The organism is Streptomyces sp. NPDC091281, assembly GCF_044757425.1.
GTDB lineage: Bacteria > Actinomycetota > Actinomycetes > Streptomycetales > Streptomycetaceae > Streptomyces.
Window position 1 is genome coordinate 426,167 of sequence record NZ_JBIVUY010000002.1, and the last position, 24,501, is coordinate 450,667.

Consider the following 24,501-nt stretch of genomic DNA (forward strand, 5'->3'; position numbering starts at 1 on the left):
TAACCGCACGGCAGTCTGCGCACACCGCAGGAAGTAAGGTTGCCCTAACCTTACCGGAGTGCGCGCCTCCCGATGCCGGAGCGCGGCTCCCTCCCTCTCCTCCAGACCCCTCTTCCCGTGACGAGAAAGCCCGGTTCCCGTATGCCCAAGACCTCGCGCCGGCTCACCGTGCACCCGCCGACCCTGCGTGCGGTCGAGGTGGTCCGGATCACCGACGTCACCCCGGGGATGCGGCGGATCACGCTGGGCGGCGCGCAGGTGGGCGCCTTCACCACGGCGAACGGCTTCGCGCGGCCCGGCTTCGCCTCCGACGGCTTCGACGACGACATCGCGCTCTACTTCCCCCACCCGGGGCAGAGCGACCCGGTGCTCCCCGTCCAGGGCGAGGCGAAGCTGATCGTGCCCAAGGGGCCCCGGCCGCTGTCGAGGGCGTACACGGTCCGCCGCTGGGACCCCGGGACCGGCGAGCTGGACGTGGACTTCGTCCGGCACGGGGTGGGCGTGGGAACGACCTGGGCCTATCGCGCCCAGCCGGGGGACCGGACGCACCTCAGCGGCCCGCGTACGTCGAAGGCGTTCCCGGTCGGCGCGGACTGGTGGCTCGTCGCGGGCGACGACACCGCGCTCCCGGCGATCGGCCGCCTGCTGGACGCGCTGCCGTCCGACGCGCGGGCGCAGGTCTTTATCGAGGTCGCCGAGGACGCCCACCGCCAGGAACTGCGCGCGCTGCCCGGGGTGGAGGTGACGTGGCTGGTCCGCTCCGCCCCCCTGACGGCCGGGACGGGGGCACCGCCCACCGAGGCCGTCGACGCCACGGGGGCACCGCCCACCGACTCAGTCCGCGCCACGGGGGCGCAGCCCACCGACCCCGTCCACCCCACGGCGTCGCCGCTCACCGACGCCGTCCGCGCCGCCCGCTGGTGGCCGGGGCAGCCGTTCGTGTGGCTGGCCGGGGAGCACACGGCGGTCCGGGACATCCGCCGCCACCTCGTCGAGGACCGCGGCGTCCCCAAGGACGACATCGACTTCACCGGCTACTGGCGCCGCTCGGCGGTCGTCGCCCTGGACAGCGACGGGGCGGTGCCCGATCCGGAGCGGACGGTCACCCCGTTCCAGAGGCTCCACGACCTGACCGGGCTGGTCGCGCCGCTCGCGATCCGTACCGCCGTCGAGCTGGGCGTTCCCGACCTGCTCTCCCGCGGCGTGACCGGCACGGCCGACCTGGCCGCGAAGGCGGGCGCCGACGAGCGCGCCCTGGGCAAGCTGCTGCGCTACCTGCACACCCTCGACGTGGTGACCGAGACCGGGCCGGGCCGCTACGCCCTGACTCCCGTCGGTGACGTCCTCACGCTCGACTTCATCGCCGACCGGCTCCACCCCACCGGCGTCGTCGGCCGCGAGACGCTCGGGCTGTACGGACTCACCGAGTCGGTCCGCACCGGCCGCGCCGCCTACGCCTCCGTCACCGGCCAGGACTTCGCGGAGGTGCGGGCCGAGCAGGACTACGAGGACCGCCACCTGGAGCGCCTGGCGAAGTTCCAGCCCGCGCTCGCCGCGCCGATCGCCGCGTCCGACCTGCTCACGGGCGTCCGCCATCTGGTGATCCACTCCGGTGGCGCGGGCGCGCACGCCCGCGAGTACGTCGCCGCCCACCCGGACCTGCGCGTGACGATCTGCGCCCTGCCCGCGCAGGCCGACTGGCTGTGCCGCGACCTGCCCGCCACGATCCCCGACGAGCGGCAGCGCGCCCGCGTCGGCGTGCGGGAGCAGTCCGTCTTCGAGCCCGGTCCGGCCGCCGACGCCGTACTCGTCAGCCGCGCCCTGAAGGCGCTGCCGGACGCGGACGCCGCTCACGCGCTGCGCCGGGCGGCCGAGAACCTGGCCCCCGGCGGACGGGTGCTGCTGGTCGAGGAGGTCTTCGACACCGAGGGCCTGGACGAGCACGACGGCGAGGACGACCTGCTCGGCCTGGTCTGCCACGGCTCCGGCCTCCGTACCGCGGCCGAGCTGGACGCCGTCGTCGTACGGGCGGGCCTGACGCGCCGGTCGGAGCGGACCGTCGGCCTGGGCGCCATCGTCCACGAACTCGTCCGCCCCGCCGCCACCGACTGATCCCCGCCACCCCCCCCGACTCACCTCCCTCCCGGCCGGCCCTCCGCCCGGGGCAGAAGAGAAAGAAACACCACCATGAGCAACACCCTGAGAACGAGACGCGGTACGGCCGTCGCGGCCGCGCTGATGAGCGCGTCGCTCCTCCTCACCGCCTGCGGCAGCGACGGCGACGGCGACGGGTCCGGTGGCAAGGCCGCCGCGACCGGCGGTGACACGTCCGCCAAGACCCGCACCGTCGAGGCCGAGAACGGCACCGTGAAGATTCCCGCCGCCCCCCGGCGGATCGTCACGATCGGCAACACGAACCTCCCCTTCATCGATCTCGGCGGCAAGCCGGTGGGCGTCACCGAGGTGTCCGACTCCGAACTCGCCGTCCTGCCGCAGGAACAGAAGGCCGCGTACGAGGCGGCCGAGGTCGTCGGCAGCAGCGGCGGTGACGTGGACCTGGAGAAGCTCGCCGCTCTCCGACCGGACCTGATCCTGGTCCAGTTCCACGCGAACGACTGGGACAAGGTCGGCAAGCGGCTGGAGTCGATCGCCCCGACGGTGCTCTGGGGACTCGACACGGAGTGGAAGGCCTTCGCCGGCGAGATCGCCACCGCCGGTGCCGTCACGGACGAACTCGGCCGCCAGAAGGCGGAGTTCGAGAAGAAGGTCGCCAAGATCAAGCAGGCCTACGGCAAGACCGTCGACGGCACGAAGTTCGTCGACGTCTCCCGCGGCGACTGGAGCGACCCCGGCACGTTCTACATCGCGGACATCGGCTGCTCCGAGATCGCCCGCGACGACATCGGCCTCGACCTGCCCCAGGCCGCCGAGGGCAAGGACCCCCTGGCGTACGAGTCCCTGCCGTTCGAGCAGATCGCCGAGCTGTCCTCGTACGACGTGATCACCTACCCGGTCGATGCCGAGGGCCGTCCGACCGAGCCGTTCGTGCCGGTCACCAAGACCAATACCTGGAAGACGCTGCCGACCGTGACCTCCGGTCGCGCGCTCGGCGTCTTCTGCCCCGGCAACAACTCCTACGGGCCCGTCCTGCGGTACCTGGACTCGCTCGACAGCGCCCTGGCGAAGCTCTCCACGCGGTGAGAACCCCGACGCCGACGCGGTCCCCGCACCCACGACGAAAGTGACGACCACGGCGAAAGTGACGACCGCGGCGAAAGTGACCACCACGGCGATCGTGACGACCTTGACGACCCGACGACACAAGAACCAGGCGATGACCTCTTCCTCCTCCACGGCTCAGCGGACGCGGCTGTCGCGTCGGCGGGTCGTCGGGCTGGTCGGGGTCCTCGCCGTGCTGGCCGTGCTGGCGGTGCTGAGTCTCGTGGTCGGCTCCAAGGCGATCCCGGTCCCGGTGGTCTGGGACGCGCTGGTCCACCCGTCCGCCGACCCGGACCAGTTCGCGGTCCGCGACTTCCGGCTGCCGCGCACGGTCGTGGGCCTGGTCGTCGGCGTCTCCCTCGGGCTGTCGGGCGCGTTGATCCAGGCGCTGCTCCGCAACCCCCTGGCCGATCCGGGGCTCCTCGGCGTCCACGCCGGGTCGTCCTTCGCGGTGACGGTCGCCGTGGGCGTGCTCGGCGTCCGCGAGGCCCGGGACTACATGTGGTTCGCGTTCGCCGGGGCGCTCGTCGTCACGCTCCTCGTGCTCGCCCTCGGGGGGACCCGGAAGGGCTCCTCGCCCGTGGTCATGGTGCTCGCCGGGGTGTGCGTCGGCGCCGTGCTCGGCGGCGCCAGGGAAGCACTCCAACTGACCGACCCGGACGCCTTCGACGCGATGCGGTACTGGAACGCCGGATCGATCACGGGACGCCCGCTGGACGTCGTGGGGCCGGTCCTGCCGTTCCTCGCGGTGGCGGTCGTCCTGGCGTTCGCGGTGGCGGGCCCGCTCAACGCGCTGGCCCTGGGCGACGACCTGGCCCGCGCCCAGGGGGTCCGGCTGGCCCGCACCCGGTTCCTCGCGGTGATCGCGCTCACCTTCCTCGCCGGGGGCGCCACCGCGATCGCGGGACCCATCGGGTTCGTCGGGCTCATGGTGCCGCACGTGGCCCGCTGGATCGTCGGCCCGGACCAGCGCTGGATCTTCGCGTACAGCGTCCTGCTCGCCCCGAGCCTGCTGCTGGTCTCCGACATCCTCGGCCGTGTCGTGACACGCCCCGCCGAGGTCCCCGTCGGCATCGTCACCGCCTTCGTCGGCGCCCCCGTCCTCGTCGTCCTCGTCCGGCGGAGGAGGGCGAGCGGCCTGTGAACACGCACACCCGGCCGGTCCGGCCGGTCCGGGCGGAAGGGGCCGAGCGGCCCGCGAAGCCGAACGGGCGCCTGCCGCGGGGGGACTTCGGGCGGCGGGCGCTGGTGCTGCGGCGCGGCCGGTGCACGGTCCGGCTGCCGTGGCGGTCGGTCGTCGTCTGCACGGCGCTCGGGGTCGCGGGCGCCGGTACGGCGTTGCTCGCGCTGATGACCGGCTCGTACGCGCTCAGTCCCGTGCAGGTGCTCTCCGCGCTGACCGGCCAGGAGACCGGCTTCGTCCAGGAACTCGTGGTCGACTGGCGGCTGCCCAGGGTGGCCGCGGCGCTGGTGTTCGGCGCCGCGCTCGGCGTGAGCGGGGCGGTCTTCCAGTCGCTGCTGCGCAACCCGCTCGCCGACCCCGGCATCATCGGCTTCACCCAGGGCTCCTACACCGGCGCGCTGATCGTGATCCTCGTCGTCAACGGCACGTACGCGCAGCTGGCCGGTGGGGCGCTGCTGGGCGGGATGGCCACCGCCGTGGCCGTGTACGCGCTCGCCCACCGGCGCGGGGTGAAGGGGTTCCGGCTGATCGTCGTCGGCATCGGCGTGTCGGCGATGCTCGACTCGCTCAACACCTGGCTGATCCTCAAGGCCGACCTGGACCAGGCGATGGGCGCGGCCGCGTGGGGCGCCGGTTCGCTCAACGGCGTCTCCTGGAACCAGGTCGCCGTCGGCGGCGCCTGCATCGCCGTACTCCTGCTGCTGGCCGCGCTGTTGAGCCGGCCGCTGCGGCAGATGCAGCTCGGCGACGACGTGGCCGCCTCGCACGGCGTACGGGTCTCGCCCGCCCGGCTGGGCCTGATCCTGGTGGCCGTGGCGCTGACGGCGACGGTCACCGCCGCGTCGGGGCCGATCCTGTTCGTCTCCCTGGTCGCGCCGCAGATCGGACGCCGCCTCGCCCGCACCGCCGGGATCACCCTCACCCCCGCCGCGTTCGTGGGGGCGCTGCTGTGCCTGGCGTCGGATTACCTGGCCCAGCACATCGGCCCCACCCCGCTGCCGGTCGGCATCGTCACCCTCGTCCTCGGCGGCGGCTACCTGGGACACCTGCTGTTCACCGAAGCGAGGAGACGCCTGTGAGCGCGCATCCGTCCGTCGAGAAGCTGGCGACGGGTGAGTGGAGCCCGGCGAGGTTCCGGCGACACCTCCGGGAGACGGGCACACCGCTCGTCGCACGGGTCCGCCCCGACGAGGTGGAGGTGACGTTCGTCGACGAGCCCGGAGCCGACACGACGGTCACCCTCTCGGTGGTGATCGGCCCCCGGATCGGCTTCAACCCCCTCGCCCCGGAGTTCACCCCGGTGCCGGGCACGCCGTTCCGCACACTCACCCTGCGGATGCGCTCCGACCTGCGCTTCTCGTACGTGTTCACGCGCCGCGGGCCGACGGGGGAAGGCGGGCCCGGCCCGGTCGGCGGGCAGGTCCGGACGGGGGAGGGCGAGCGGGTCCCGGACCCGTTCAACCCGCCGCCGCGGTTCTCGGAGTGCGCGGTGGAACGGTTCTCCGGAGCCTCGGTGGCCGTACTGCCCGACGCCGAGCCGCTGCCCTGGCTCGAACGGGCCGAGGCGCGGCCCGCCCCCGCGATGGACTCCGCCGTACTGGCGAGCCAGGTGCTGGGCGACGAACGCCGCATCCGGGTCTCGATGCCACCCGGCGAGCACGCGGACGACAGCGCGCTGCCCTTCGTGATCCACCTGGACGGGACACCGGAGCACAGCGCGCCCGGCGTGCGGGACGCCCTCGTCGAGGCGGGACTGATCCGGCCCTGCGCGGTGGTCCTCGTCGACCAGCTCGGACAGCGGCGCGACAAGGAACTCCTCTGCGACCCGGCGTTCTCCCGGATGCTGGTCGAGGAACTGCTGCCGTGGCTCCGCCACCGGTACCCGCTCTCGCGTGACCCCGCCGATGTGGCGCTGGCCGGTGAGAGCTTCGGCGGCCTGTGCGCGGGCTGGACCGCGCTGCACCACCCCGATGCCTTCGGCAACGCCATCCTCCAGTCCCCGTCGTGCGGCTACCACCCCGACCTCACCTGGGGCACCGGGGCGGGCGAACTGCTGCGCCGCACCCCCGTACCGACACTGATCGCCGACGTCCTCGCAGCCCCGGCCGCGCCGGTGCGCGTCTTCCACGACGTCGGCGAACTGGAGGCGTCGAACACCCACAGCCGCTGGCTCGACCACGCACTCACCGCGCAGGGCTACGACACCCGCTACCGCGAGTTCGCCGGGGGACACGACTACGCGTGGTGGCGGGGACTCTTCGCGGACGCCTTGCTGTGGTGCTTCCCGCGCAAGAGCGGCGACAGCGGTACGGATACGGACGGGGACAGCGGTACGGGGGGCGCGGGTAGTACGCGGGGCGAAGGCGGTACGCGGGGCGCGGGCGATTCGCGTACCGCGGGCGCCGAGGGGAGTCCCGCGTGACTGACTCCGCGCGTCGCGCGGGTGCCGACCGCGCGGGGCTGGGGCGAGGGCCGCTCACCCGGTGGCTGCCCGTGCTGGTGCAGGCGCCCCCGGAACCGGCCGAGGCTCCCGCGTTCGAGGCGGGGGCGGGGATCACACCGGGACGGTTCCTGCTCCGCGCGATCCTCTCGGTGCGGCGGGTCACCGTCCCGGCGACGCTCCTCGCGGTCGTGTGGCAGGTGGGGGAGTCCGCGGTCCCCGTGGTCATGGGCGTCGCCATCGACCGGGCGCTCGCCACCGGGAACACGTCGCAACTCGTGCTGTGGCTCGGCGTGCTGACGGCCCTCTACATCGCGTTGACGCTGGCGGCGAAGGTGGCGAACCGGCTGACCTCGTACGCGGTGCAGCTGCTCCAGCACCGGCTGCGGAGCACCCTGTCGACCGCCGTACTGCATCCCGTCGGCGGCGCGGCCCGGGTGCCGGACGGCGGCGTCGTCTCGGTGCTGACCAACGACGTCGCCCGCCTGGCCAACGCGGTGATCCTGCTGATCATGCCGGTCTCCAGGATCGCGGCCATCGGGTTCATCGCCGTGTCGCTGCTGGCGACGCACTGGCTGCTCGGGCTCATGGTGCTGCTCGGGGCGCCCGCCGCGGTGTGGCTGATGGGCGTGCTCAGCGGGCGGCTCTCCCGCGACACCCGCGCGTACCAGGAGCTTCTGGCCGCCACCGTCGGGCGGGCCACGGACCTGGTCGCGGGCTACCGGGTCGTCAAGGGGATACGCGCCGAGGCCGAGGCGACCCGCAGGTACCGGCAGGCGAGCCAGGAGACTCTCGCCGGGGCCCGGCGCAACGCGGGTCTCCTCGGGAGGTTCCTCGTGGGCTCGGGCGCGGTCAGCGGCCTGTTCGTCGCCGCCGTGCTGGGCCTGGCGGGCTGGTTCGCCGTGGACGGGCGCCTCAGCATCGGCGAGCTGATCGCGGCCGTGGGCCTCACCCAGGCCCTCCTCCCGCAGATCCAGTCGATCGCGAGCGTCTCCGTCCCCAACCTCGCCGGAGCCCGCGCCGCCTCCGCGCGCGTCCTCGACGTGCTGCGCGACAGCGGTGACGGCAGGGGCAGGGGCAGGGGCAGTGGCAGCGGTGACGGCGGTGGTGTCGGCGGCCGTACGTCGGGGCGGGGCGAGGGGATACGGGTGGAGGTCGCGGCCCGGCCCGTACTGGAGGTGGCCGTACCGGCCGTGACGATCCGGGTGGCGCCCGGCGAGCTGGTCGGAGTACGCGCCGACGACCGGACCGCCGCCCGGATCGCGCGGGCCCTCCTCGACCCGTACGCCACCTCCGACGCGGTGGAGGCGCGGCTCGACGGGCGTCCGGCACGAGAGCTGACCGCGCAGGCGTACCGCTCCCGGGTCACGGTCGCCCCGCACCGGGCGACCCTGTTCAGCGGAACGATCCGCGAGAACCTGACGGCGGGTGCGGGCGGTGGCGGTGGCGTGCGTGAGGGAGAGGGGGCCGAGCGGGTCGTCGCCGCGGTGCGGGCCGCGGCGTGCGACGACTTCGCCGCCGATCTCGACCTCCCGGTCGGCGAGGACGGCAACCGCCTCTCCGGCGGTCAGCGCCAGCGGATCGCGCTCGCCCGCGCGCTGGCGAGCGACGCCCCGGTCCTCGTCCTGCACGACCCGACCACGGCGGTGGACCCGGTCACCGAGCACGCGATCGCGGAGCGTCTGCCCGGCGTCCGCGCGGGCCGCTCGACGCTGCTGATCGCCGCGTCCCCGGTGCTGCTCGCCCGCTGCGACCGCGTCATCGACCTGGTCGGGGACACACCGCCCCGTGAGAGGGACGCGCCCCTGCGCGGAAGGACGGTGGGATGAGCAGGGCACCGGCTACGGACGGGCCCGCGCCGCCCGACGGACCCGCGCTGCCCGTCGCGGGCGGCCGGGCGACCGCCACGGAGGTGTGGCGGCTCAGCCGCGGACACCGGCTCCGGCTCGCCGCCGTCGGCCTCGTCGGGATCGTCGGCACGGCCGTGGACCTGGTCCCGCCCGTGGCGATCGGGTACCTCGTCGACCGGGTACGGGCGGGCACCGCGGATCTCGGCACCGTCCTGACGGTCACGGGCGTGATGGCGCTGTCGGCCGTCCTCGGCGCCGCGGGCACCGCGCTGACGATCGCGCACGCCACCCGCGTCTTCCACACCGTCCTCGCCGCGCTGCGCGAACGGCTCGTGAGCCGCGCGCTGCTGCTTCCGCGGCACCTCGTCGAGCGCGCGGGCACCGGGGACCTGATCTCCCGCTCCAGCGACGACGTCACCGCTGTCGCCGACGCCGCCCCCGCGGTGATCCCCGCGCTCACCGTCACCGCGTTCACCGTCGTCGTGTCGCTGGGCGGGCTCGCGGCACTGGAATGGCCCTACGCCGCCGCCTTCGCCGTCGTACTGCCCGTCTACGCGCTCGCCCTGCGCTGGTACCTGCGCGTCGGGCCCCGGGTGTACCGGGCCGAGCGGGCGGCGATGAGCGCACGGGCCCAGCAGATCCTCGAATCCCAGCGCGGCTACGCCACCGTGCTCGGCTTCGGGCTCGCCGAGCACCGTCACCGCGCCGTGCTGACGGACTCCTGGAGCGTCGCCGTGCTGTCGATCCGGGCCCGCACCGTCCAGAGCATGCTCAACGCCCGCCTCAACCTCGGCGAATGCCTGAGCCTGGCCGCCGTGCTCGTCGTCGGATTCGTCCTCGTCGACCACGGACGCTCCACCGTCGGCGGCGCCACCACCGCCATGCTGCTCGTGCTGCGCCTGCTGGGACCGGTCAACCAACTGCTGTTCGTCGTCGACACCCTTCAGTCGGCCCTCGCGTCGCTGAGCCGCATGGTCGGAGTCGTCACGATGCCGATGCCGATGCCGATGCCGATCCCGCCTCCGACCCCGGTCCCGGTGTCGGGGCAGGACACGGAGGCGGAGGACACGACGGAGGCGGGGGAGACAGGGGCGGTGGAGACGGCCACCGCGGTCCGGCTCCGCGGGGTCGTGTTCCACTACGCCGACGACGGTCCGCCCGTACTCGACGACATCGGCCTCGACCTCCCGGCCGGTCAGCACCTCGCGATCGTCGGCCCGTCCGGGGCGGGGAAGACCACGCTCGCCTCCGTGATCGCGGGCGTGCACCGGCCCGACGACGGGACGGTGACCCGTCCCCGCCGCACCGCCGTCATCACCCAGGAGGTACACGTGTTCGCCGGGACGCTGCGGGAGAACCTCACCCTCGCCGCCCCCGGCACCCCCGACCCGGACCTCCGCGCCGCGCTCGAAGCGACCGGCGCGGCCGATCTGCTGGACCTCTCGCCGGACGCCCTCGACACGGTGGTCGGCACCGGGGGCCACCCGCTCACCGACGCGCAGGCGCAGCAACTCGCCCTCGCCCGGCTGCTCCTCGCCGACCCGGACCTCGCGATCCTCGACGAGGCCACCGCCGAGGCCGGTTCGGCCCACGCCGAGCGGCTCGACCGCGCCGCGGAGGCGGTCCTCGCGGGCCGGACCGGCATCGTGATCGCCCACCGCCTCTCCCAGGCCGCCCCGTGCGACCGGATCGTGGTCATGGACGCGGGCCGCGTCATCGAGACCGGCACCCATGACGCCCTCCTCGCGGCCGACGGCACGTACGCCCGCCTGTGGGCGGTGTGGCAGGCGGGGCAGCACAGCGGGGCGAGCGGGTGAGGGAGGCCGAGGGCGGAGCGGCGAGGGACGGCGGCTCCGGCGCGGGAGGACATCCGACCTGTCCGCCCCACCCCGACCACGGCCGGGCGGGCCGGGAAGACCTGGCGGGCCGGAAGCGCCCGGCGGGTCGGGAAGATCAGCCAGGATCAGCCAGAAGGGACACGATCTCCCGGACGACGACCTCGGGTTCGGTCAGCGGCACGTAGTGGCCCGACCTGCCCGCGACCACATGCCTGCCTCTCGGCGCCCGGCCGGCCCGACGAGCGTGGGAGGCGTTGGCCGCGGCGCGCACGGCGCGGTCCATGCCGTCTCCGGGAAGGCCGCCGGAGATGACGGTGACCGGGATGTCACCCGTGTCCGGCGGTGTCTCGCGCCAGGTGGCCAACTCGTCCAGGTAGGTGGCGGCCTGACGGCGCTGGGTGCGCAGCACGCCCGGTGTGAAGCCCTCACGGGCCATGTCCCGGCGGGCGTCCTCGGGAAGGAGGGCGAGCTGGCCCCGGAACAGGGGCCGCAGCAGCCGGAGGGCGGCGAGGGCGCTGCCGACGCCGAGCGCCGTCCGCTCCGTACGCCGGAACCGGCTGCTGAACAGCACGTCGGCGGTCTCGTCGGTGGGGTCCACCAGGACCAGACCGGCGATCCGCCGGGGCGCGCGGGCGGCGGCGAGCCGGACCAGCGGGCCTCCCGCGCTGTGCCCGACGAGGACGAAGGGACCGGGGCCGAAGTGGTCGAGGAGGGCGCCGAGGTCGTCGGCCATACGGGTCAGGGTGCGCCCGGCCGGGTCGGGTGCGCTGCGGCCGAGACCGGCACGGTCGTAGGCGACGGTCCGGGCGTACGGCGCGAGCGCGGGCTGCACCAGCGCCCACGACGACCTGCTCGCGCCCGCTCCGGCCTCGAACACGACGGTCGGTACGTCCGGCCGCGCACCGGGCAGCACCGTCGCGTGGAGCCGCCGCCCGTCCGGCAGCGGCACCCACGCGGGGGCGCCCTGCCCATGCGCTCCGCGCGCGGGGGCGCTCACCTGCCCTTCTCCAGCGTGAACAGGTTCATCCGGTACGAGTTGACGGCGGGCGGGACCAGGCGCGCCAGCAGCGGCATGCCGTAGCGGTGGCGCCAGGGCCAGGTGCGGGCGACGTCCGGCTGCGGGGTGGCGAACGTCCTGCTCTCGCGCAGCGTCAGCCCCCAGCCCTCCAGCGCCTTCGGGTCGTCGCAGGTCCAGGTCATGCGGGCGTCGACGGTCTTGAACACCGGGTTGCGGTCCTGGTTGCGCATCATGGCGCCGCCGCCGGTGTCGAAGCTGAGGCCCGCCCCGGGGAAGCGGTCCGCCAGCGCCCGTACGACGGAGCGGACCTGCTCCTCCTCCAGGTACAGCAGCACGGCCTCGCTGACGAAGAAGTACGGCCCGCCGGTCCGCGCGACCTCGTCGCACCAGTCGGTGTCGAGCACCGAGGCCGCGAGGGTCGTGGTCCGCTCGGAGTCGGTGAGGAACCGCCGCCGCAACGCGACGGTGTCCGGCAGATCGAGGTCGAACCAGCGCGCCCGCCCGTTGTCGAGGCGGTACGAACGGGTGCTGAGCCCCGCCCCGAGTTCGACCACGGTGCCGTCGGGATGCTCGGCGAGGAACCGCCGGACCCACCCGTCGAAGATCGCGCTGCGCAGGACGGCCCCGCCGAGGGACGGTCCGCGGAACTTCGCGAAGTCGTAGTCGATCCCCTCGACCATGACCCGCGCCCGCTCGTCCCGCAGCACCGGCCGCCGCGCCTTCGCGTCGAGCGCCCGCCCGTACAGCGGAATCAGCAACGTCTCCTGCACCGTCCCCAGCCGCACCCGCTCCTTGCCCACACGACCCCCACCCCGGCGAAGTTAGGTTTACCTAAGTAACCCTAGGGTGGCGTGGACGGAACCTCAACTCTCCCGAGTGGTGCGGGCCCTGCCCGCAGCGCCACGCACGCTGCCCCGGGAGTCGGCCACCGGTACGGCGGACGATGCCGCCAGGTACCCTCGAACGCGTCGTCAACGCGGCCCGACGGGCTTCCGCTCCACCCCGTGGAGTCTCGAAGGACAGGCCCCCACCCGCACGAGCTGTTTCGTGCTGCCCGGGGAAGTCCTTGCTGTTCCGCGCCCTCCGGGCAGGAACTGCTCTTCTGAGGAGCCTGTTCCGAAAGGTGGAGTCAGACGGGCTGAAGAGTGGCGGGCTCACCGGGCCCGCCACCGCCTGCCTCAGATGAGGTGGCGCGCTGCTGCCGCCAGCGCCTCCCACACGAGGTTGGAGACCACGCTCGCGGCGACGCCGACCAGGATCTCGCGGATCCAGGGACGACGCGCAGGCTTGTACTCGACAGGTTCCATGAGGTCCACTCCGTGGTGTGAGTTCCGAGTGGTAGGACCGCCCTACCGGGCATCCGCCCCATCCGTCACTCACGCCCAGTGGACTGGATCGTGGACTCCGCCTCATACCCTCCGGGAAGGTGCGCAGCGGTCGAAGGCTATCTCACAGGGTGCGCCCTCCCCTCAGGTCAACGCATGCGTAGCCGAATGAAGTCAGGGCTTCACATCGGTCCAGATGGCCTTCCCCCGGGCCTCCTCGCAGAGGACGCTCGTGGCTCCGGTGGTCTTGTGGCTGACGGGCTGCGACCTGGCACCACCGCGCCGCCCGCCGGATCTCAGCCGTTCCGAGGCGGAGTGAGTTCGTCGACGTCCGGGTGGGGAGGGGCTGTCGGGTGCGGGACGGTGGGGGTGGTCGAGGTGGGGGTCGGGGCGTACTGGGCTGCCTGGGCGGCGAACATGGCGGCGTAGCGGCCCTGGGCGGCGATGAGGGCGTCGTGGGTGCCGTGTTCGGCGAGGCGGCCGTGGTGGAGGACGTAGATGTGGTCGGCGTGGCGGACGCCGGACATGCGGTGGGTGACCAGGACGACGGCGCGGTTCGGGGCGGCGAGGCGGCGGATGCGGTCGAAGGCCTCGATCTCGGCCTCGGGGTCCAGCGCGGACGTCGGCTCGTCCACGATGAGGACGCCGTCGCCCTGTGCGGTCGTACTGCGCCAGTGCGTACGGGCCAGGCCGACCTTCTGCCACTCGCCGCCGGAGAGTTCGACGGCGCCCCGGAACACGCGGGCCAGCAGGCTGCGCAGGCCGTACGGGAGTTTGGCGACGACGGGGCCCGCGACGGCGTACTCGACCGACGGTGCCAGGTCCTCGTCCGTCGCGGGGTGCGCGGGGCGGCCCAGGCGGATGTTCATCGCCGCGGTCACGGGCCAGCGCTGGAAGTCCTGGCTGAGCAGGGAGACCCGTTCGAAGACCTGGGCGCGGTCGAGGGCGGTGAGGTCCGCCCCGCCCCAGCGCAGGGTGCCGCTGTCGGGCAGCAGCATCCCCGAGAGGATCTTCATCAGGGTGCTCTTGCCGGAGCCGTTCTCGCCGACCACCGCGGTGACCGACCCCATCGGCAGGGTCAGCGACACCTGGTCGAGCGCCGCCGTGTCGCGGTCGGGGTAGTGGTAGGTGACCCGGTCCAGGACGATCTCCGCGACCCGCTCGGGCACCGGGTCGCCGCCCGCGGGCAGCGTGCGCAGCCGGGCCTGGTCCAGGAAACGGCCGTGGTCGCGGACGTAGAGGCTCTCCTCGTGCAGCTGGTTGACGTTCATGACCAGCGCGCCCAGGCTCGCCGAGCCGGTGCGTACCGCGATGACGGCGGTGCCCGCCACGGCGAGGCTCATGTGCCCGTCCATGATCAGCCAGAACATGGCCCCGTACGTCGCGGCCATCGCCAGGCCCGAGAGCGCGGCGGCGAACCACTCCGTCACGGCCTTGCTGGACGCCAGGCGCTCCTGCTCGGCCTCGGCGCTCTCGGCCATCCGCTCGTAGCGGCTGAGGAGGAAGGCGCCGACGGCGTGCAGGCGCACCTCCTGGGCGGCGGTGCGTTCGGTGAGCAGGTTGCCGAGGAGACGGCTGGCCCGTACGTGCTCGACCCAGCTCATCACGGACACGTACCGCTCCTGCGCCACCCGCATGGCGCCCCAGCCGCGCGGGGCGGCGATCAGGATCAGCATGGGCAGGAGCGCGGGGTGCAGGACGGCGAGGACGCCCGCCGTGGTGACCAGGGAGATCAGGCCGTTGAGCGCGGCGACGCAGGCGCCGATCATGCGGCGGGCGGATGCCGGGCCGTTCTGCGCGACGTCGACGAGGCGGCGGAAGTCCGGGTCGTCGATGGCCTCCAGTTCCACACTCGCCGCGGCGGCCAGGTACTGGGTGGTGGCGATCCGCTCGACCTTCGGCTCCAGGCGGCCCGCGCGGGACGTGGACCAGGCGGCGAGCACCGAGTTGACGACGCCGACGACCGCTGCCGCCAGCAGGCCGGGTAAGAGCGCGTGCAACCGCTCAGCGGCGCTGCCGCTCCCGGCCAGCAGCGCGTGCATGACGGCGTTCACGGCGAGCAGCCCGGCCGCCGCGGCCAGGCCCTGCCCGATCTCGCTGACGCCCAGGGCGAGCAGGGCCCGCCGGTCCGCCTGCCACGCCATGCGCAGCGTCGCGCCGACGAGTCCCGGCATGGAACGCAGCGCCGACATCATCGTCAGGTCGAGCGTCGCGTGCTCGTGCTGCGACCAGCCCATGTCATAGCGCAGCGGCCCGCCGAACAACTCCCGCTCGGCGTCGGACACCTGCGGCTCGGCCATCCTGACCGGCCCGAAGAACCGCTTCAACGGGAGCCTCCGGCAGCCTGGTTCAGCAGGAGGGCGAGGCGGCGCGACCGGCGCGCAGCCGCGGGCGGGCCGGGGACGGCAGGGATTTCGAACGTGCGATGAACGACCGTACGAAGACATCCGGGATGCATGACGAACCCCCACGGGTCGGATGCGGACAGGTGATCGGTCAACGGGGGTTCGGCTGTCGCCGTAACGGGTGGACGCGGGGGTGGGTGAGGGGTCGGCGGTCGGGCCGCGGGCCGCGGGCCGCGAGGGGGCTGCGCGGGCCGACCGGCACGATCGGCCCCCTGCTGACGGTGTCACTTCACCGGATAGCCGATCTCCCTGACGTCTCCCGCCAGGTCGGCCGGCGTGATCTCCGGATTCAACGCGTGGACCACTCCTTCGGTCAGCGGACGGGAGGAGAGGACGTGCCGGACTGCCTCCACGTCGACCGGGACCTCGTAGTAGTCCTCGGCCCAGCGCTGAAACGCCTCCGCGGTGCGATCCACCAGCAGGACGAACAAGTGCGCAGCACCGTCGGGGTCCCCGGTTGCCGCTTCGGGGAAGTCGATCGTCCCGGTCTTCCAGTGATCGTCTCCTGCCTCTCGCCACATGCAGGCAGTGACGACAGGCATCCCGTCCTCGTCCGAGAAGGCCGGTTCTTCGACATACGACCGGAAGGCGTGGGGCACGTCATCGAGCACGCCGGGCCACGGCCCGTCCTCGGCATAGGGACTCATGGGTGACTCGTGCGCGAACCCACGCACATAGGCGCCGGCTGCCGAGAACACGATGGAGTACTCGTCGCCCGACCCATTGCGCATCGAGGCCATGGTCTCCACCGCGGACCAGTGGGCGTCGAAGGAGTGGTAGCGGCTCTCCCACTCGGGGCTGAGGATCGCCTCCAGCATGGCCAGGGAACGGCAGTGATCATGGAGTACGGCTGTCTCGGGCAGTTGTCGGGCAATATCGTGAGCGGCCACGCGCACATCCAAGCGCACGCCTCTGACACTCCGGTCCCTGCCCGTGGTGGCTGACTCATGGGACATCGGAGCGGTGGAGAACGCTGCCTCTTCCCGCAGTCGGCCCGCGAGGCCGGTTCTCGTCGGACGGAACCGGCGCTGCGACGGTCGCCGGCGGCGCCGACCAGCGGTCGGCCCCCGCGCACCGTGCGCGGGGGCCAACCGGTCAACCAGTGGGCGATGAACCGGAGTCAGATGGTCTCGTGTGTCGCCGTCTCGGGGAGTGGTGGTGCGTCCGGGGTGGAGAGGGGCGGGTCGGTGGGGGGCTGCTTGCGGGGGCCGCGGGTCACGACGTACGCGAGCAGGGCCGCCATCACCAGCACGCCGGCCCACATCGCCTGTTGCCAGCCGTCCACGAAGGATTCGCGGGCCGCGTCCAGGAGGGCCTGGCCGGTGGGGGTGCTCGGGTCCGCCACCTCCGTGGCGTTGGCGACGCCCTCGCGGGCCGTGGCCGCCGTGCCAGCGGGGACGCCGATGAGGCGGTCGTCCATGGCGTTGCGGTAGCCCGCCGAGAGCAGCGCGCCCAGCAGGGCGACGCCGAGCGCGGTGCCGAGTTCGCGGGTGACGTCGTTGAGGGCGGAGGCGACGCCCTGGCGGGCGCGCGGCAGGGAGCTGGTGATGGCCTCCGTCGACGGCGTCATCGACAGGCCCATCCCGAGCCCCATCGCCAACATGCCGGGCAGTACGGAGAGATAGCCCCCGTCGACCGACACCGTCACCGCCATCAACGCCAGGCCCGCGCCCGCCAGGAGGACGCCCACCGCCATCGTCCAGCGCGCGCCGACTCGCTCCGCCAGCCGCGGCGCCAGGCCCGACGCGGCCATCATCAGCACCGCCATCGGCATCAGCGCCAGCGTCGACAGCAGCCCCGACCAGCCCAGCACCGCCTGGAAGAACGGGAACAGCACCACGAAGATGCCCGCCTGCACCCCGAACACCACCAGCAGCGTCAACGAGCCGCCCGCCAGGCCGCGTTCGCGGAACAGCCGTACGTCCAGCAGCGACGCGTCCCGGCGGCGCAGCTCCCACACCACGAAGGCCACCGTCGCGACCAGGCCCACCACGAGCGCCGTCAGCGTCTCCGGCGCCGTCCAGCCGCGCTCCGGGCCCTCCTGGAGCGTGAAGATCAGGCCCACCACCGCGACCACCGACGTCAGCGCGCCGACCCTGTCGAAGGAATGCGCCGACGTCTCGCGGGAGTTGGGCACCGAACGCACCGCCATCACCAGCGCCACCGCCACCAGCGCCACCGGCAGCACGAACAGCCACCGCCAGTCCGCCACGTCCACCAGCGCCGCCGACAGGAACATCCCCAGGATGCCGCCACCGCCCGCCACGCCGGTCCACACGCCGATCGCCCGGCCGCGCTCCTCCGCCGGGAACGTCGACGTGATCACCGCCAGCGTGATCGGCATGATCATCGCCGCGCCCACACCGCTCAACAGGCGTGCGCCGAGCATCACTTCGGCCGACGGGGCCAGTCCCGCGACCGTGCTCGCCACCCCGAAGACGACCAGGCCCGCGATCAGCGTCGGCTTGCGGCCCAGCCGGTCGCCGAGCGCCCCCAGCGGCAGCAGCAGCGCGGCCAGGGTCAGCGTGTAGATGTTGATGATCCACAGGATCGTGCTCTGCGAGGCGCCGAACTCGACCGCCAGATCGGGCTGCGCCACGTTCAGGCCGGACACCGACGCGATGACCGCCATCAGCGCCACGCACACGGCGATCAGGATCGCCCGCAACCGGCGCGCGTCCGGCACCTCGTCAGGCGTCTCGGGGGGTGGATTCGTGGCCATGTCGTGTCTGGTCATGTCGGGTCGTCCCATCGGTCGAGGCAGGAAGAAGGAAGGGGCAGGAAGGGAAGGGGGGCGAGGGAAAGGGGGCGAGGGGAAGGGCGTGGGCAGGGGAGGGTGCGTGGAGAGGGGGGAGTGGAGAACGCGGGTGCCGTCGTGTCGACGCTAAGCGCGTGCTGCGTGTGCGGCATACGATGTTGCCCATGACGCAAGACGATGGGGACCTGGACAGCCTGGTACGCAAGCGCATCCGGGCGCTGCGGGTCGCCCAGGGGTGGTCACTGGAGGAACTCGCCCGGCGCGCCCGGCTCAGTCAGTCGACGCTCAGCCGGATCGAGAACGGCCGTCGGCGGCTCGCGCTGGACAGCCTCGTCACCCTCGCCCGCGCCCTCGACACCACCCTCGACCAGCTCGTCGAGACGGGCTCGGACGACGTCGTCGTCAGTCCGATGATCGACGCGGCCCACGGGCTGATGCGCTGGCCGGTCCGGGCCGACCCAGGCATGACCGTCGTACGGCAGCGCATGACCGAACCGCCGCCGGACAATCCCGCCAAGATGCGCGCGCACCCCGGGCACGAATGGCTCGTCGTGCTGTCCGGCACCGCGATCCTCATGCTCGGGCACCGCCGCTTCCGCGTCGAGACCAACCAGGCCGCCGAGTTCCCGACGATGCTCCCGCACGCCATCGGCGCGGAGGGCGGCCCCTGCGAGATCCTCGGCATCTTCGACCGCGACGCCCGCCGCGGCCACCAGCGCGCCGGCGGCGACCGGGAGACCGGCCGCCCCCGGGACTGAGGGAAGGGAGGCGCCGGGCGTCCTCCGCCTCGCCCACCGCCCCACACGCCCGAAGGGCTCCCGCCGCACCCCCGGCCGGTTGCGTGCCCGGCCCTCTCTCTGGTCGTCTCCTTGCTGATGCCGCAAAAGTCCGTGCCGCACAGGCATGACCGCCCTAGCGTGTCGGCATGGCCCACGCACCCCACGACCACCGCCCCCCGCACACCGACGCCCCCACCGGCACCGGCCCCGGCACCGACGCCTGCACGCACGGGCACGCGCCCACCGACGCCCACGCCCACACCGGCACCCACGCCCCCACCGGTACCGGCACCCACGCCCACGGGCACGACCTCGCCGCCGACGCCCACCAGGCCGACATCCTCGATCTCGACGCGGACGTCCTGGCCGACCACATCGCCGCCGTCACCGCGTGGCTCCCGCTCACGGCCCCGCCGCGCCACATCGTCGACCTCGGCTGCGGCACCGGTGCGGGCACCTTCGCCCTCCTCGACCGCTTCCCCGAGGCGCGCGTCACCGCCGTCGACTCCTCGTGCCACCATCTCCAGCGCCTGCGCGAGAAGGCGTGCGCCCGGGGTGTGGAGGGGCGCGTCCGGACCGTGCAGGCCGATCTCGACGAGCCGGTCTGGCCCGAACTCGGCGCCCCGGACCTGATCTGGGCCTCCGCGTCGATGCACCACCTCGCCGCCCCCGACCGCGCCCTGCGCACGGTGTACGACCTCCTCCCGCCCGACGGACTCTTCGCGGTGGTCGAACTGGCCGGATTCCCGCGCTTCCTGCCGCCGGGCGACCCGGACGGGCTCGACCTCCTGGAAGAGCGCTGCCACACCGCGAGCGACCGCTGGCACGCCGACCACGTCCCCCACCGCGGCGCCGACTGGGGGCCGATGCTCACCGCCGCCGGGTTCACGCCCGCCGGTGAACGCGCCTTCGCCGTACGGGTCGAGGGCTCCGGCGACGGGGCCGTCGGCGCCTACGCCCTCGGCGGACTGCGTCGGCTGCGCGCCGGCGTTGCGGAGGCGCTCGGCTCCGAGGATCTCGCCGCGCTCGACCGGCTGCTCGACGCCGACGGCCCCGGCAGCCTCCTGCGCCGCGACGACCTCGTGGTCCGTACCGAACGCACCGTCTGGGCCGCCCGCCGTACCCGCTGAGGAACTCCGGAGAGGAGCCGCGTCCCCGCCGCGTCCCGGAAGCGTGACCCCCGTACCGGCCCCTGGTCCGCCGTGCTTACGATGCGCCCAGTCGCACGTCAGTTCTGTGGTTCGGGCCGGTGTGTGCGTCCCGTCCGTCCGACCGCACCTCTCGATCCAGGAGCACGGCACCCGTGTCCACACCTCCGCCCCCAGGGCCCCCGCAGTCACCGGAGCCCCAGGAGCCCCAGGAGCCTCAGGAGTCCCCGCCGTCCCCACCGGCTGACTCGACCGAGCCGTCCGCCCCGCCCCACCCGTCCCCACCGGCTGAGCCGACCGAGCCTGCTGAGCCGTACCGGCCGACCGACCTGACGAAGCCCACCGAGCCGACCGAGCCGATCCAGCCGTCTCCGGCGCCGCACGCCCCGTACCCCTCGCCCCAGCCGTACCCCACCCCCGCGCCCACCCCCTTCGCCCCGCCCTCCCCGTACGCGCAACCCCCCGCCTACGCCCACCCCACCGCCCCCTACGCGGTCTGGGGGCAGGGGTACGTGCCGTTCAACCGGCCCGCCCCGGTGAACGGCGTGGCCATCGCCGCCCTCGTGCTCGGGGTGCTGTGTTTCCTGCCCGGCGTCGGGCTGGTGCTCGGGATCATCGCGCTGGTGCAGATCAGGAAGCGCGGGGAGCGCGGCACCGGGATGGCGATAGGCGGCGCGGTGCTCTCCACGCTCGGTCTCGGGCTGGGGGTGCTGATGGTGGCCACGGGAGGCGCCGCGGCGGTGTACGAGGGGTTCGAGGAGGGCGTCACCGCCGGTGTCAGCCTCTCCCTCGACGTGGGCGACTGCTTCGACGTGCCCGGGGACATCACGGGCGACGTGTACGACGTCGACCACGTGGAGTGCGCCGGTCCGCACGAGGGCGAGGTCTTCGGCGTCGTCCGGCTGCCCGGCGCCGACTACCCCGGCGACCGGTCCCTCACCGACACCGCCGAGGACCGCTGCTACGCGCTGGAGTCGACGTACGCCATGGACGCGTGGACGGTGACCGACCAGGTCGACGTCTACTACCTCACGCCGACCCGCGACAGCTGGGAGTGGGGCGACCGCGAGATCACCTGCGTCTTCACCCACACAGGGGACCGCGGCACGCTCACCGGCTCGCTGCGCTCCGACGCCACGACCCTCGACGCCGACCAGCTCGCGTTCCTCAAGGCGGCCAACACCTTCGAGGAGACGCGGTACGAGGAGCCCGAGGCGTTCGTCGAGGACGACCTGGTGGGGAACAAGGCGTGGGCCTCCGACATGGCCGCCGCGACCGCCGCCCAGGCGAAGGCGCTGCGCGGCCGCACCTGGTCCGCGAAGGCCGGGGAACCCGTCGCCGACCTGGTCAAGGACCTGGACAGGGCCGCCGCCCAGTGGCGGGTCGCGGCTCGGGCGAAGTCGGCGGACGACTTCTACGAGCCCTACGACACGGCGTACGGCTACGTCGACGGGGACGCCACCGTCACCGCGCGCGAGGCTCTGGGGCTGGCCACCGAGCCGCCGGACCTGGAAGAGAGCGCCGGGGGCGCGGATGCCGGGGCCGACGACGGCGGACTCGATGTGTGATCACTTCCATAGCGGGGAGAAACCGCCTGGGTAAAGCCCTTGCTGGAAAGAAGTCATCACATCGAGTGATTCTCTGGCCTTTGCTTGCATGGCACAACCCACGGTTGCCAGTCTGTTGCTGTCTGTACAACCTGATGGGAGCGGCCAGTGACATTCGGTGAGCAGCCGGCGTATCTGCGTGTCGCGGGCGATCTCCGCAAGAAGATCGTCGACGGGTCGCTGCCACCGCACACCCGCCTCCCGTCCCAGGCCCGCATCCGCGAGGAGTACGGCGTCTCGGACACCGTCGCCCTGGAGGCGCGCAAGGTGCTGATGGCCGAGGGGCTGGTCGAGGGCCGCTCCGGATCGGGGACGTACGTCCGCGAGCGGCCCGTGCCGCGCCGGATCGCCCGCTCCGGGTACCGGCCCGCCTCCGGGGCCACCCCGTTCCGGCAGGAGCAGGCCGACGCGGGGGCGCGCGGGACCTGGGAGTCGCGCAGCGAGCAGGCCGAGGCGAGCCGGGCCGTCGCCGAGCGGCTCGGCATCCAGCCCGGTGACCGCGTGATGTGCACCAGATACGTCTTCCGGGAGGCGGGCGAGGCGATCATGCTCTCCACCTCCTGGGAACCCCTCGCGGTCACCGGCCGGACGCCCGTGATGCTCCCCGAGGAGGGGCCGCTCGGCGGCATGGGCGTGGTGGAGCGGATGCGCGCCATCGACGTCATCGTGGACAACGTCACCGAGGAGGTCGGTGCCCGGCCCGGCCTCGCCGAGGAACTGCACGCCCTCGGCGGCGTCCCGGGCCATGTCGTCCTCGTCGTCCAGCGGACCTACTACGCCTCGGGCCGCCCGGTCGAGACCGCCGAGGTCGTCATCCCGGCCGACCGCTACCGGGTCTCCTACCACCTGCCGGTGAAGTGAGCCCGGCCTCCGGCCTGACGTGCGGCCCACCCTCCGGCCCGACGTGATCCGGGTGCGCGAGTCCCGGACGAGCCTCGTCCCGTCGGGGGCCGGTCCGGCGCGCACGAGTCGGCGGGCGGGCTCGAACAGGTGGTACTCGTACGGGTGATGAGGGGCGGCGCACACCCTTCTGGCAGGTGCCTTCGGAACGCCCCGTCGGCGGTCTCCCGGCCGCACCCGTCGGAATCCGGTCGATTCCCTCGTCGCCGCAGGTCGCCGCCCGCGCGCCCCGCACCCCGCCGACCGGACACATCACCCCGCCCGCACGGCGCGTTCGGTCCCGTGCGCCCCCTCCGTCCTGGCTGGTTGCGTACCTGTTTGTGAAAAGCCGTGTTCGCTGCGTAAAGGTAAGGCGTACGCTCGGGCATATGCGGATTGCGGTTTCCCCGGTGAGCGGGGCGCGCGGTGGCCCGCGGACGGGACCCGGACGGAACAGGGCGGCGAGGGGGCGCGGAGCGCTATGAACGACAGCACTGTCACCCTGCCCTGGCACGTCATACGGCAGGACGACAACGGCAACCGGTACCGCGTCGGCCGGTACGCGACGCGCGCCGAGGCCCAGCAGATCGCCGACAGCCTCGACAGCCGCGGCCACAAGCAGCTCTACTGGGTCGAACGCGTCGGGCAGAACGGCGACGGCCTCCACGACGCCCTGCGCAACTGATCCGGGGCCATGGAGCCCACCTGCGTGGTGGGTCTTCCTGCCTCGCCGCCCCGCCCCGCCGGTCCCGTAGGCTCCGGCGCATGACGGAACGGATCGTGGTGGTCGCGGCCGCCCTCCTCGACGAGGGTCGCCTGCTCGCCGCCCGCCGCAGCGCGCCCCCCGACCTCGCCGGACGCTGGGAGCTGCCCGGCGGCAAGGTCGAAGCGGGGGAGCGGCCCGAGGAGGCGCTCGTCCGCGAACTGCGCGAGGAACTGGGCGTACTGGCGCGGGCGGTGGAGCGCGTCCCCGGCGAATGGCCGCTGCGGTCCCCGTACGCCCTGCACGTGTGGACCGCCCGTCTCGAACCCGGCTCCGCCGCCCCCGCACCGCTGGAGGACCACGACCGGCTGCGCTGGCTCACCCCCGCCGAGATCTGGGACGTCGACTGGCTCGATCAGGACGTCCCGGCCGTCCGTGAGGTCGCCGCCCGGCTGGCGGAGGCGAGCCCCACCGGGGTGGGCGAGTAGCCGCCCGGCCCGGCCCGCGAGCGGCGGCCCCCTCCCGCGTGCGACCCGTCCGGCGTACGCGCGCACCACGCGGCGCGGAGCCCCCGGCGTCGTACGCCGTCCGTGCCACAGTGCGCCCTCATGAGCGGTAACGCGTCCCGGATATCGGGTATGTGGCCATTAACCCCATGAAATCGGACATGGGGGCCGCCTCGTGGGCCCGGGATGTGATCGGCGTGATCGACACCGAAGGCGACTGTGCCGAGTGGACCTTCCCCGCGGAACCCGGCGCGGTGCGCACGGCCCGCGGGGTGGTGCGCGGCCAGTTGCGCGGCTGGGGCCTGGCGGGTCTCTGCGACGTGGCCACCCTCCTGGTCAGCGAGTTGGTGACCAACGCCCTGCGGCACGCCGACGGCCCCATCGGGGTCCGGCTGGTCCGCCCGGTCAACCTGCCGTACGTGCTGCTGGTGGAGGTCTCCGACCCGGTGCCGGACCCGCCGCGGGAGCGCAGCGCCCGGCCCGACGACGAGAGCGGGCGCGGCCTCCAGCTCGTCGCCGCGTCCTCCCGGCGCTGGGGCAGCCGCCCCTGGAACTCGGGCAAGACGGTGTGGTTCGAACTGACGGTCCCGGAGTGACCCTGGGAGGGGCGGGCGGAGGGGGACCGGCCGTGTCCGGGCGGGGGCGGGCGGGCCGTCGCGGGCCCACATCACGGTCCGGCGACGCTCCGGGGGTCCGGACGGGCTCGTCTGAGAGGGTGGGTGCACACAGGCGCGCGCCGCGGTCGCACAGCCGCTCGACGACCCAGGGCCGGAAGACGTGGTTCGACGGCGTGTCCGCTGGTTAGAAGACTGGAAGTGTTGTCGCGGGACGGGCCGAAAAACG

General features: G+C 73.6%; 20 protein-coding genes. 14 read left to right on the forward strand and 6 right to left on the reverse strand.

All coding sequences use genetic code 11. From position 1 onward, the window contains the following. The first annotated feature begins 141 nt into the window (after positions 1 to 141). The 7 genes from ACIQPQ_RS06430 (at position 142) to ACIQPQ_RS06460 (ending at position 10,509) form a co-directional block, all read left to right on the forward strand. Positions 142 to 2,112, forward strand: coding sequence for an SIP domain-containing protein (locus ACIQPQ_RS06430; RefSeq protein ID WP_401300437.1), 1,971 nt, complete (start codon positions 142 to 144; stop codon positions 2,110 to 2,112). A 75-nt stretch (positions 2,113 to 2,187) separates the two neighbouring features. After that, positions 2,188 to 3,201 carry an ABC transporter substrate-binding protein gene (locus tag ACIQPQ_RS06435; RefSeq protein WP_401300440.1) on the forward strand — a complete coding sequence of 338 codons (1,014 nt, stop codon included), beginning with the start codon at positions 2,188 to 2,190 and terminating at the stop codon, positions 3,199 to 3,201. Positions 3,202 to 3,295: 94 nt separating this feature from the next. Continuing rightward, positions 3,296 to 4,363 carry a FecCD family ABC transporter permease gene (locus ACIQPQ_RS06440; RefSeq protein ID WP_401300443.1) on the forward strand — a complete coding sequence of 356 codons (1,068 nt, stop codon included), beginning with the start codon at positions 3,296 to 3,298 and terminating at the stop codon, positions 4,361 to 4,363. Then, the gene (locus tag ACIQPQ_RS06445) at positions 4,360 to 5,481 is read left to right on the forward strand and encodes a FecCD family ABC transporter permease (RefSeq protein ID WP_401300445.1); all 1,122 of its coding nucleotides are present in this window, start codon (positions 4,360 to 4,362) and stop codon (positions 5,479 to 5,481) included. The genes ACIQPQ_RS06440 and ACIQPQ_RS06445 overlap by 4 nt, the downstream gene beginning before the upstream one ends. After that, entirely contained in the window at positions 5,478 to 6,824 is a 1,347-nt protein-coding gene (locus ACIQPQ_RS06450; protein ID WP_401300448.1) for an alpha/beta hydrolase, read from the forward strand. Before ACIQPQ_RS06445 ends, ACIQPQ_RS06450 begins: the two co-directional genes overlap by 4 nt. Then, positions 6,821 to 8,671 carry an ABC transporter transmembrane domain-containing protein gene (locus ACIQPQ_RS06455; protein WP_401300451.1) on the forward strand — a complete coding sequence of 617 codons (1,851 nt, stop codon included), beginning with the start codon at positions 6,821 to 6,823 and terminating at the stop codon, positions 8,669 to 8,671. The genes ACIQPQ_RS06450 and ACIQPQ_RS06455 overlap by 4 nt, the downstream gene beginning before the upstream one ends. Continuing rightward, entirely contained in the window at positions 8,668 to 10,509 is a 1,842-nt protein-coding gene (locus ACIQPQ_RS06460) for an ABC transporter ATP-binding protein (RefSeq protein ID WP_401300454.1), read from the forward strand. Before ACIQPQ_RS06455 ends, ACIQPQ_RS06460 begins: the two co-directional genes overlap by 4 nt. Positions 10,510 to 10,645: 136 nt before the next feature. Here ACIQPQ_RS06460 and ACIQPQ_RS06465 read toward each other — a convergent pair whose 3' ends face one another. The 6 genes from ACIQPQ_RS06465 to ACIQPQ_RS06490 all read right to left on the reverse strand — a co-directional run bounded on the left by ACIQPQ_RS06465 (position 10,646) and on the right by ACIQPQ_RS06490 (position 18,000). Then, entirely contained in the window at positions 10,646 to 11,527 is an 882-nt protein-coding gene (locus tag ACIQPQ_RS06465; protein WP_401300457.1) for an alpha/beta fold hydrolase, read from the reverse strand. Continuing rightward, a complete protein-coding gene (locus ACIQPQ_RS06470; RefSeq protein WP_401300460.1) occupies positions 11,524 to 12,348 on the reverse strand; it encodes a class I SAM-dependent methyltransferase in 825 nt (274 codons plus the stop codon). The genes ACIQPQ_RS06465 and ACIQPQ_RS06470 overlap by 4 nt, the downstream gene beginning before the upstream one ends. Positions 12,349 to 12,726: 378 nt before the next feature. Beyond that, positions 12,727 to 12,855 carry a DUF6408 family protein gene (locus ACIQPQ_RS06475; RefSeq protein ID WP_401300463.1) on the reverse strand — a complete coding sequence of 43 codons (129 nt, stop codon included), beginning with the start codon at positions 12,853 to 12,855 and terminating at the stop codon, positions 12,727 to 12,729. A gap of 314 nt (positions 12,856 to 13,169) precedes the next feature. After that, positions 13,170 to 15,173 carry an ATP-binding cassette domain-containing protein gene (locus ACIQPQ_RS06480; RefSeq protein ID WP_401301524.1) on the reverse strand — a complete coding sequence of 668 codons (2,004 nt, stop codon included), beginning with the start codon at positions 15,171 to 15,173 and terminating at the stop codon, positions 13,170 to 13,172. 329 nt (positions 15,174 to 15,502) lie between these two features. Further along, the gene (locus ACIQPQ_RS06485; protein WP_401300465.1) at positions 15,503 to 16,186 is read right to left on the reverse strand and encodes a hypothetical protein; all 684 of its coding nucleotides are present in this window, start codon (positions 16,184 to 16,186) and stop codon (positions 15,503 to 15,505) included. A 212-nt stretch (positions 16,187 to 16,398) separates the two neighbouring features. Continuing rightward, complete coding sequence (locus ACIQPQ_RS06490) at positions 16,399 to 18,000, reverse strand: DHA2 family efflux MFS transporter permease subunit (RefSeq protein ID WP_401301527.1); 1,602 nt, start codon at positions 17,998 to 18,000, stop codon at positions 16,399 to 16,401. A gap of 191 nt (positions 18,001 to 18,191) precedes the next feature. Here ACIQPQ_RS06490 and ACIQPQ_RS06495 point away from each other — a divergent pair, with 191 nt between their 5' ends. The 7 genes from ACIQPQ_RS06495 to ACIQPQ_RS06525 all read left to right on the forward strand — a co-directional run bounded on the left by ACIQPQ_RS06495 (position 18,192) and on the right by ACIQPQ_RS06525 (position 24,254). Then, positions 18,192 to 18,794, forward strand: coding sequence for a helix-turn-helix domain-containing protein (locus ACIQPQ_RS06495; protein WP_401300468.1), 603 nt, complete (start codon positions 18,192 to 18,194; stop codon positions 18,792 to 18,794). Positions 18,795 to 18,961: 167 nt separating this feature from the next. Further along, positions 18,962 to 19,945, forward strand: a complete 984-nt coding sequence (locus ACIQPQ_RS06500; protein ID WP_401300471.1) for a methyltransferase domain-containing protein — start codon at positions 18,962 to 18,964, stop codon at positions 19,943 to 19,945. Between the two features lie 173 nt (positions 19,946 to 20,118). After that, positions 20,119 to 21,531, forward strand: a complete 1,413-nt coding sequence (locus ACIQPQ_RS06505) for a DUF4190 domain-containing protein (RefSeq protein ID WP_401300473.1) — start codon at positions 20,119 to 20,121, stop codon at positions 21,529 to 21,531. 147 nt (positions 21,532 to 21,678) lie between these two features. Further along, positions 21,679 to 22,431, forward strand: coding sequence for a GntR family transcriptional regulator (locus ACIQPQ_RS06510; protein WP_383778340.1), 753 nt, complete (start codon positions 21,679 to 21,681; stop codon positions 22,429 to 22,431). Positions 22,432 to 22,930: 499 nt separating this feature from the next. Continuing rightward, entirely contained in the window at positions 22,931 to 23,134 is a 204-nt protein-coding gene (locus tag ACIQPQ_RS06515; RefSeq protein WP_383778338.1) for an SPOR domain-containing protein, read from the forward strand. 80 nt (positions 23,135 to 23,214) lie between these two features. After that, on the forward strand, positions 23,215 to 23,640 hold the full coding sequence (locus ACIQPQ_RS06520) for a (deoxy)nucleoside triphosphate pyrophosphohydrolase (protein ID WP_401300477.1): 426 nt from the start codon (positions 23,215 to 23,217) through the stop codon (positions 23,638 to 23,640). Between the two features lie 167 nt (positions 23,641 to 23,807). Continuing rightward, positions 23,808 to 24,254: an ATP-binding protein gene (locus ACIQPQ_RS06525; RefSeq protein ID WP_383778334.1), complete on the forward strand. Its 447-nt coding sequence runs from the start codon at positions 23,808 to 23,810 to the stop codon at positions 24,252 to 24,254. Positions 24,255 to 24,501: the final 247 nt, after the last annotated feature.

Excerpts from the sequence above, each read along its gene's own strand:
- ACIQPQ_RS06495 (WP_401300468.1), top strand. The coding sequence starts at position 18,192 with ATGTTGCCCATGACGCAAGACGATGGGGACCTGGACAGCCTGGTACGC.
- ACIQPQ_RS06520 (WP_401300477.1), top strand. The coding sequence starts at position 23,215 with ATGACGGAACGGATCGTGGTGGTCGCGGCCGCCCTCCTCGACGAGGGT.
- ACIQPQ_RS06430 (WP_401300437.1), top strand. The coding sequence starts at position 142 with ATGCCCAAGACCTCGCGCCGGCTCACCGTGCACCCGCCGACCCTGCGT.
- ACIQPQ_RS06500 (WP_401300471.1), top strand. The coding sequence starts at position 18,962 with ATGGCCCACGCACCCCACGACCACCGCCCCCCGCACACCGACGCCCCC.
- ACIQPQ_RS06460 (WP_401300454.1), top strand. The coding sequence starts at position 8,668 with ATGAGCAGGGCACCGGCTACGGACGGGCCCGCGCCGCCCGACGGACCC.
- ACIQPQ_RS06515 (WP_383778338.1), top strand. The coding sequence starts at position 22,931 with ATGAACGACAGCACTGTCACCCTGCCCTGGCACGTCATACGGCAGGAC.
- ACIQPQ_RS06480 (WP_401301524.1), bottom strand. The coding sequence starts at position 15,173 with ATGGCCGAGCCGCAGGTGTCCGACGCCGAGCGGGAGTTGTTCGGCGGG.
- ACIQPQ_RS06525 (WP_383778334.1), top strand. The coding sequence starts at position 23,808 with ATGAAATCGGACATGGGGGCCGCCTCGTGGGCCCGGGATGTGATCGGC.
- ACIQPQ_RS06490 (WP_401301527.1), bottom strand. The coding sequence starts at position 18,000 with ATGGCCACGAATCCACCCCCCGAGACGCCTGACGAGGTGCCGGACGCG.
- ACIQPQ_RS06435 (WP_401300440.1), top strand. The coding sequence starts at position 2,188 with ATGAGCAACACCCTGAGAACGAGACGCGGTACGGCCGTCGCGGCCGCG.
- ACIQPQ_RS06475 (WP_401300463.1), bottom strand. The coding sequence starts at position 12,855 with ATGGAACCTGTCGAGTACAAGCCTGCGCGTCGTCCCTGGATCCGCGAG.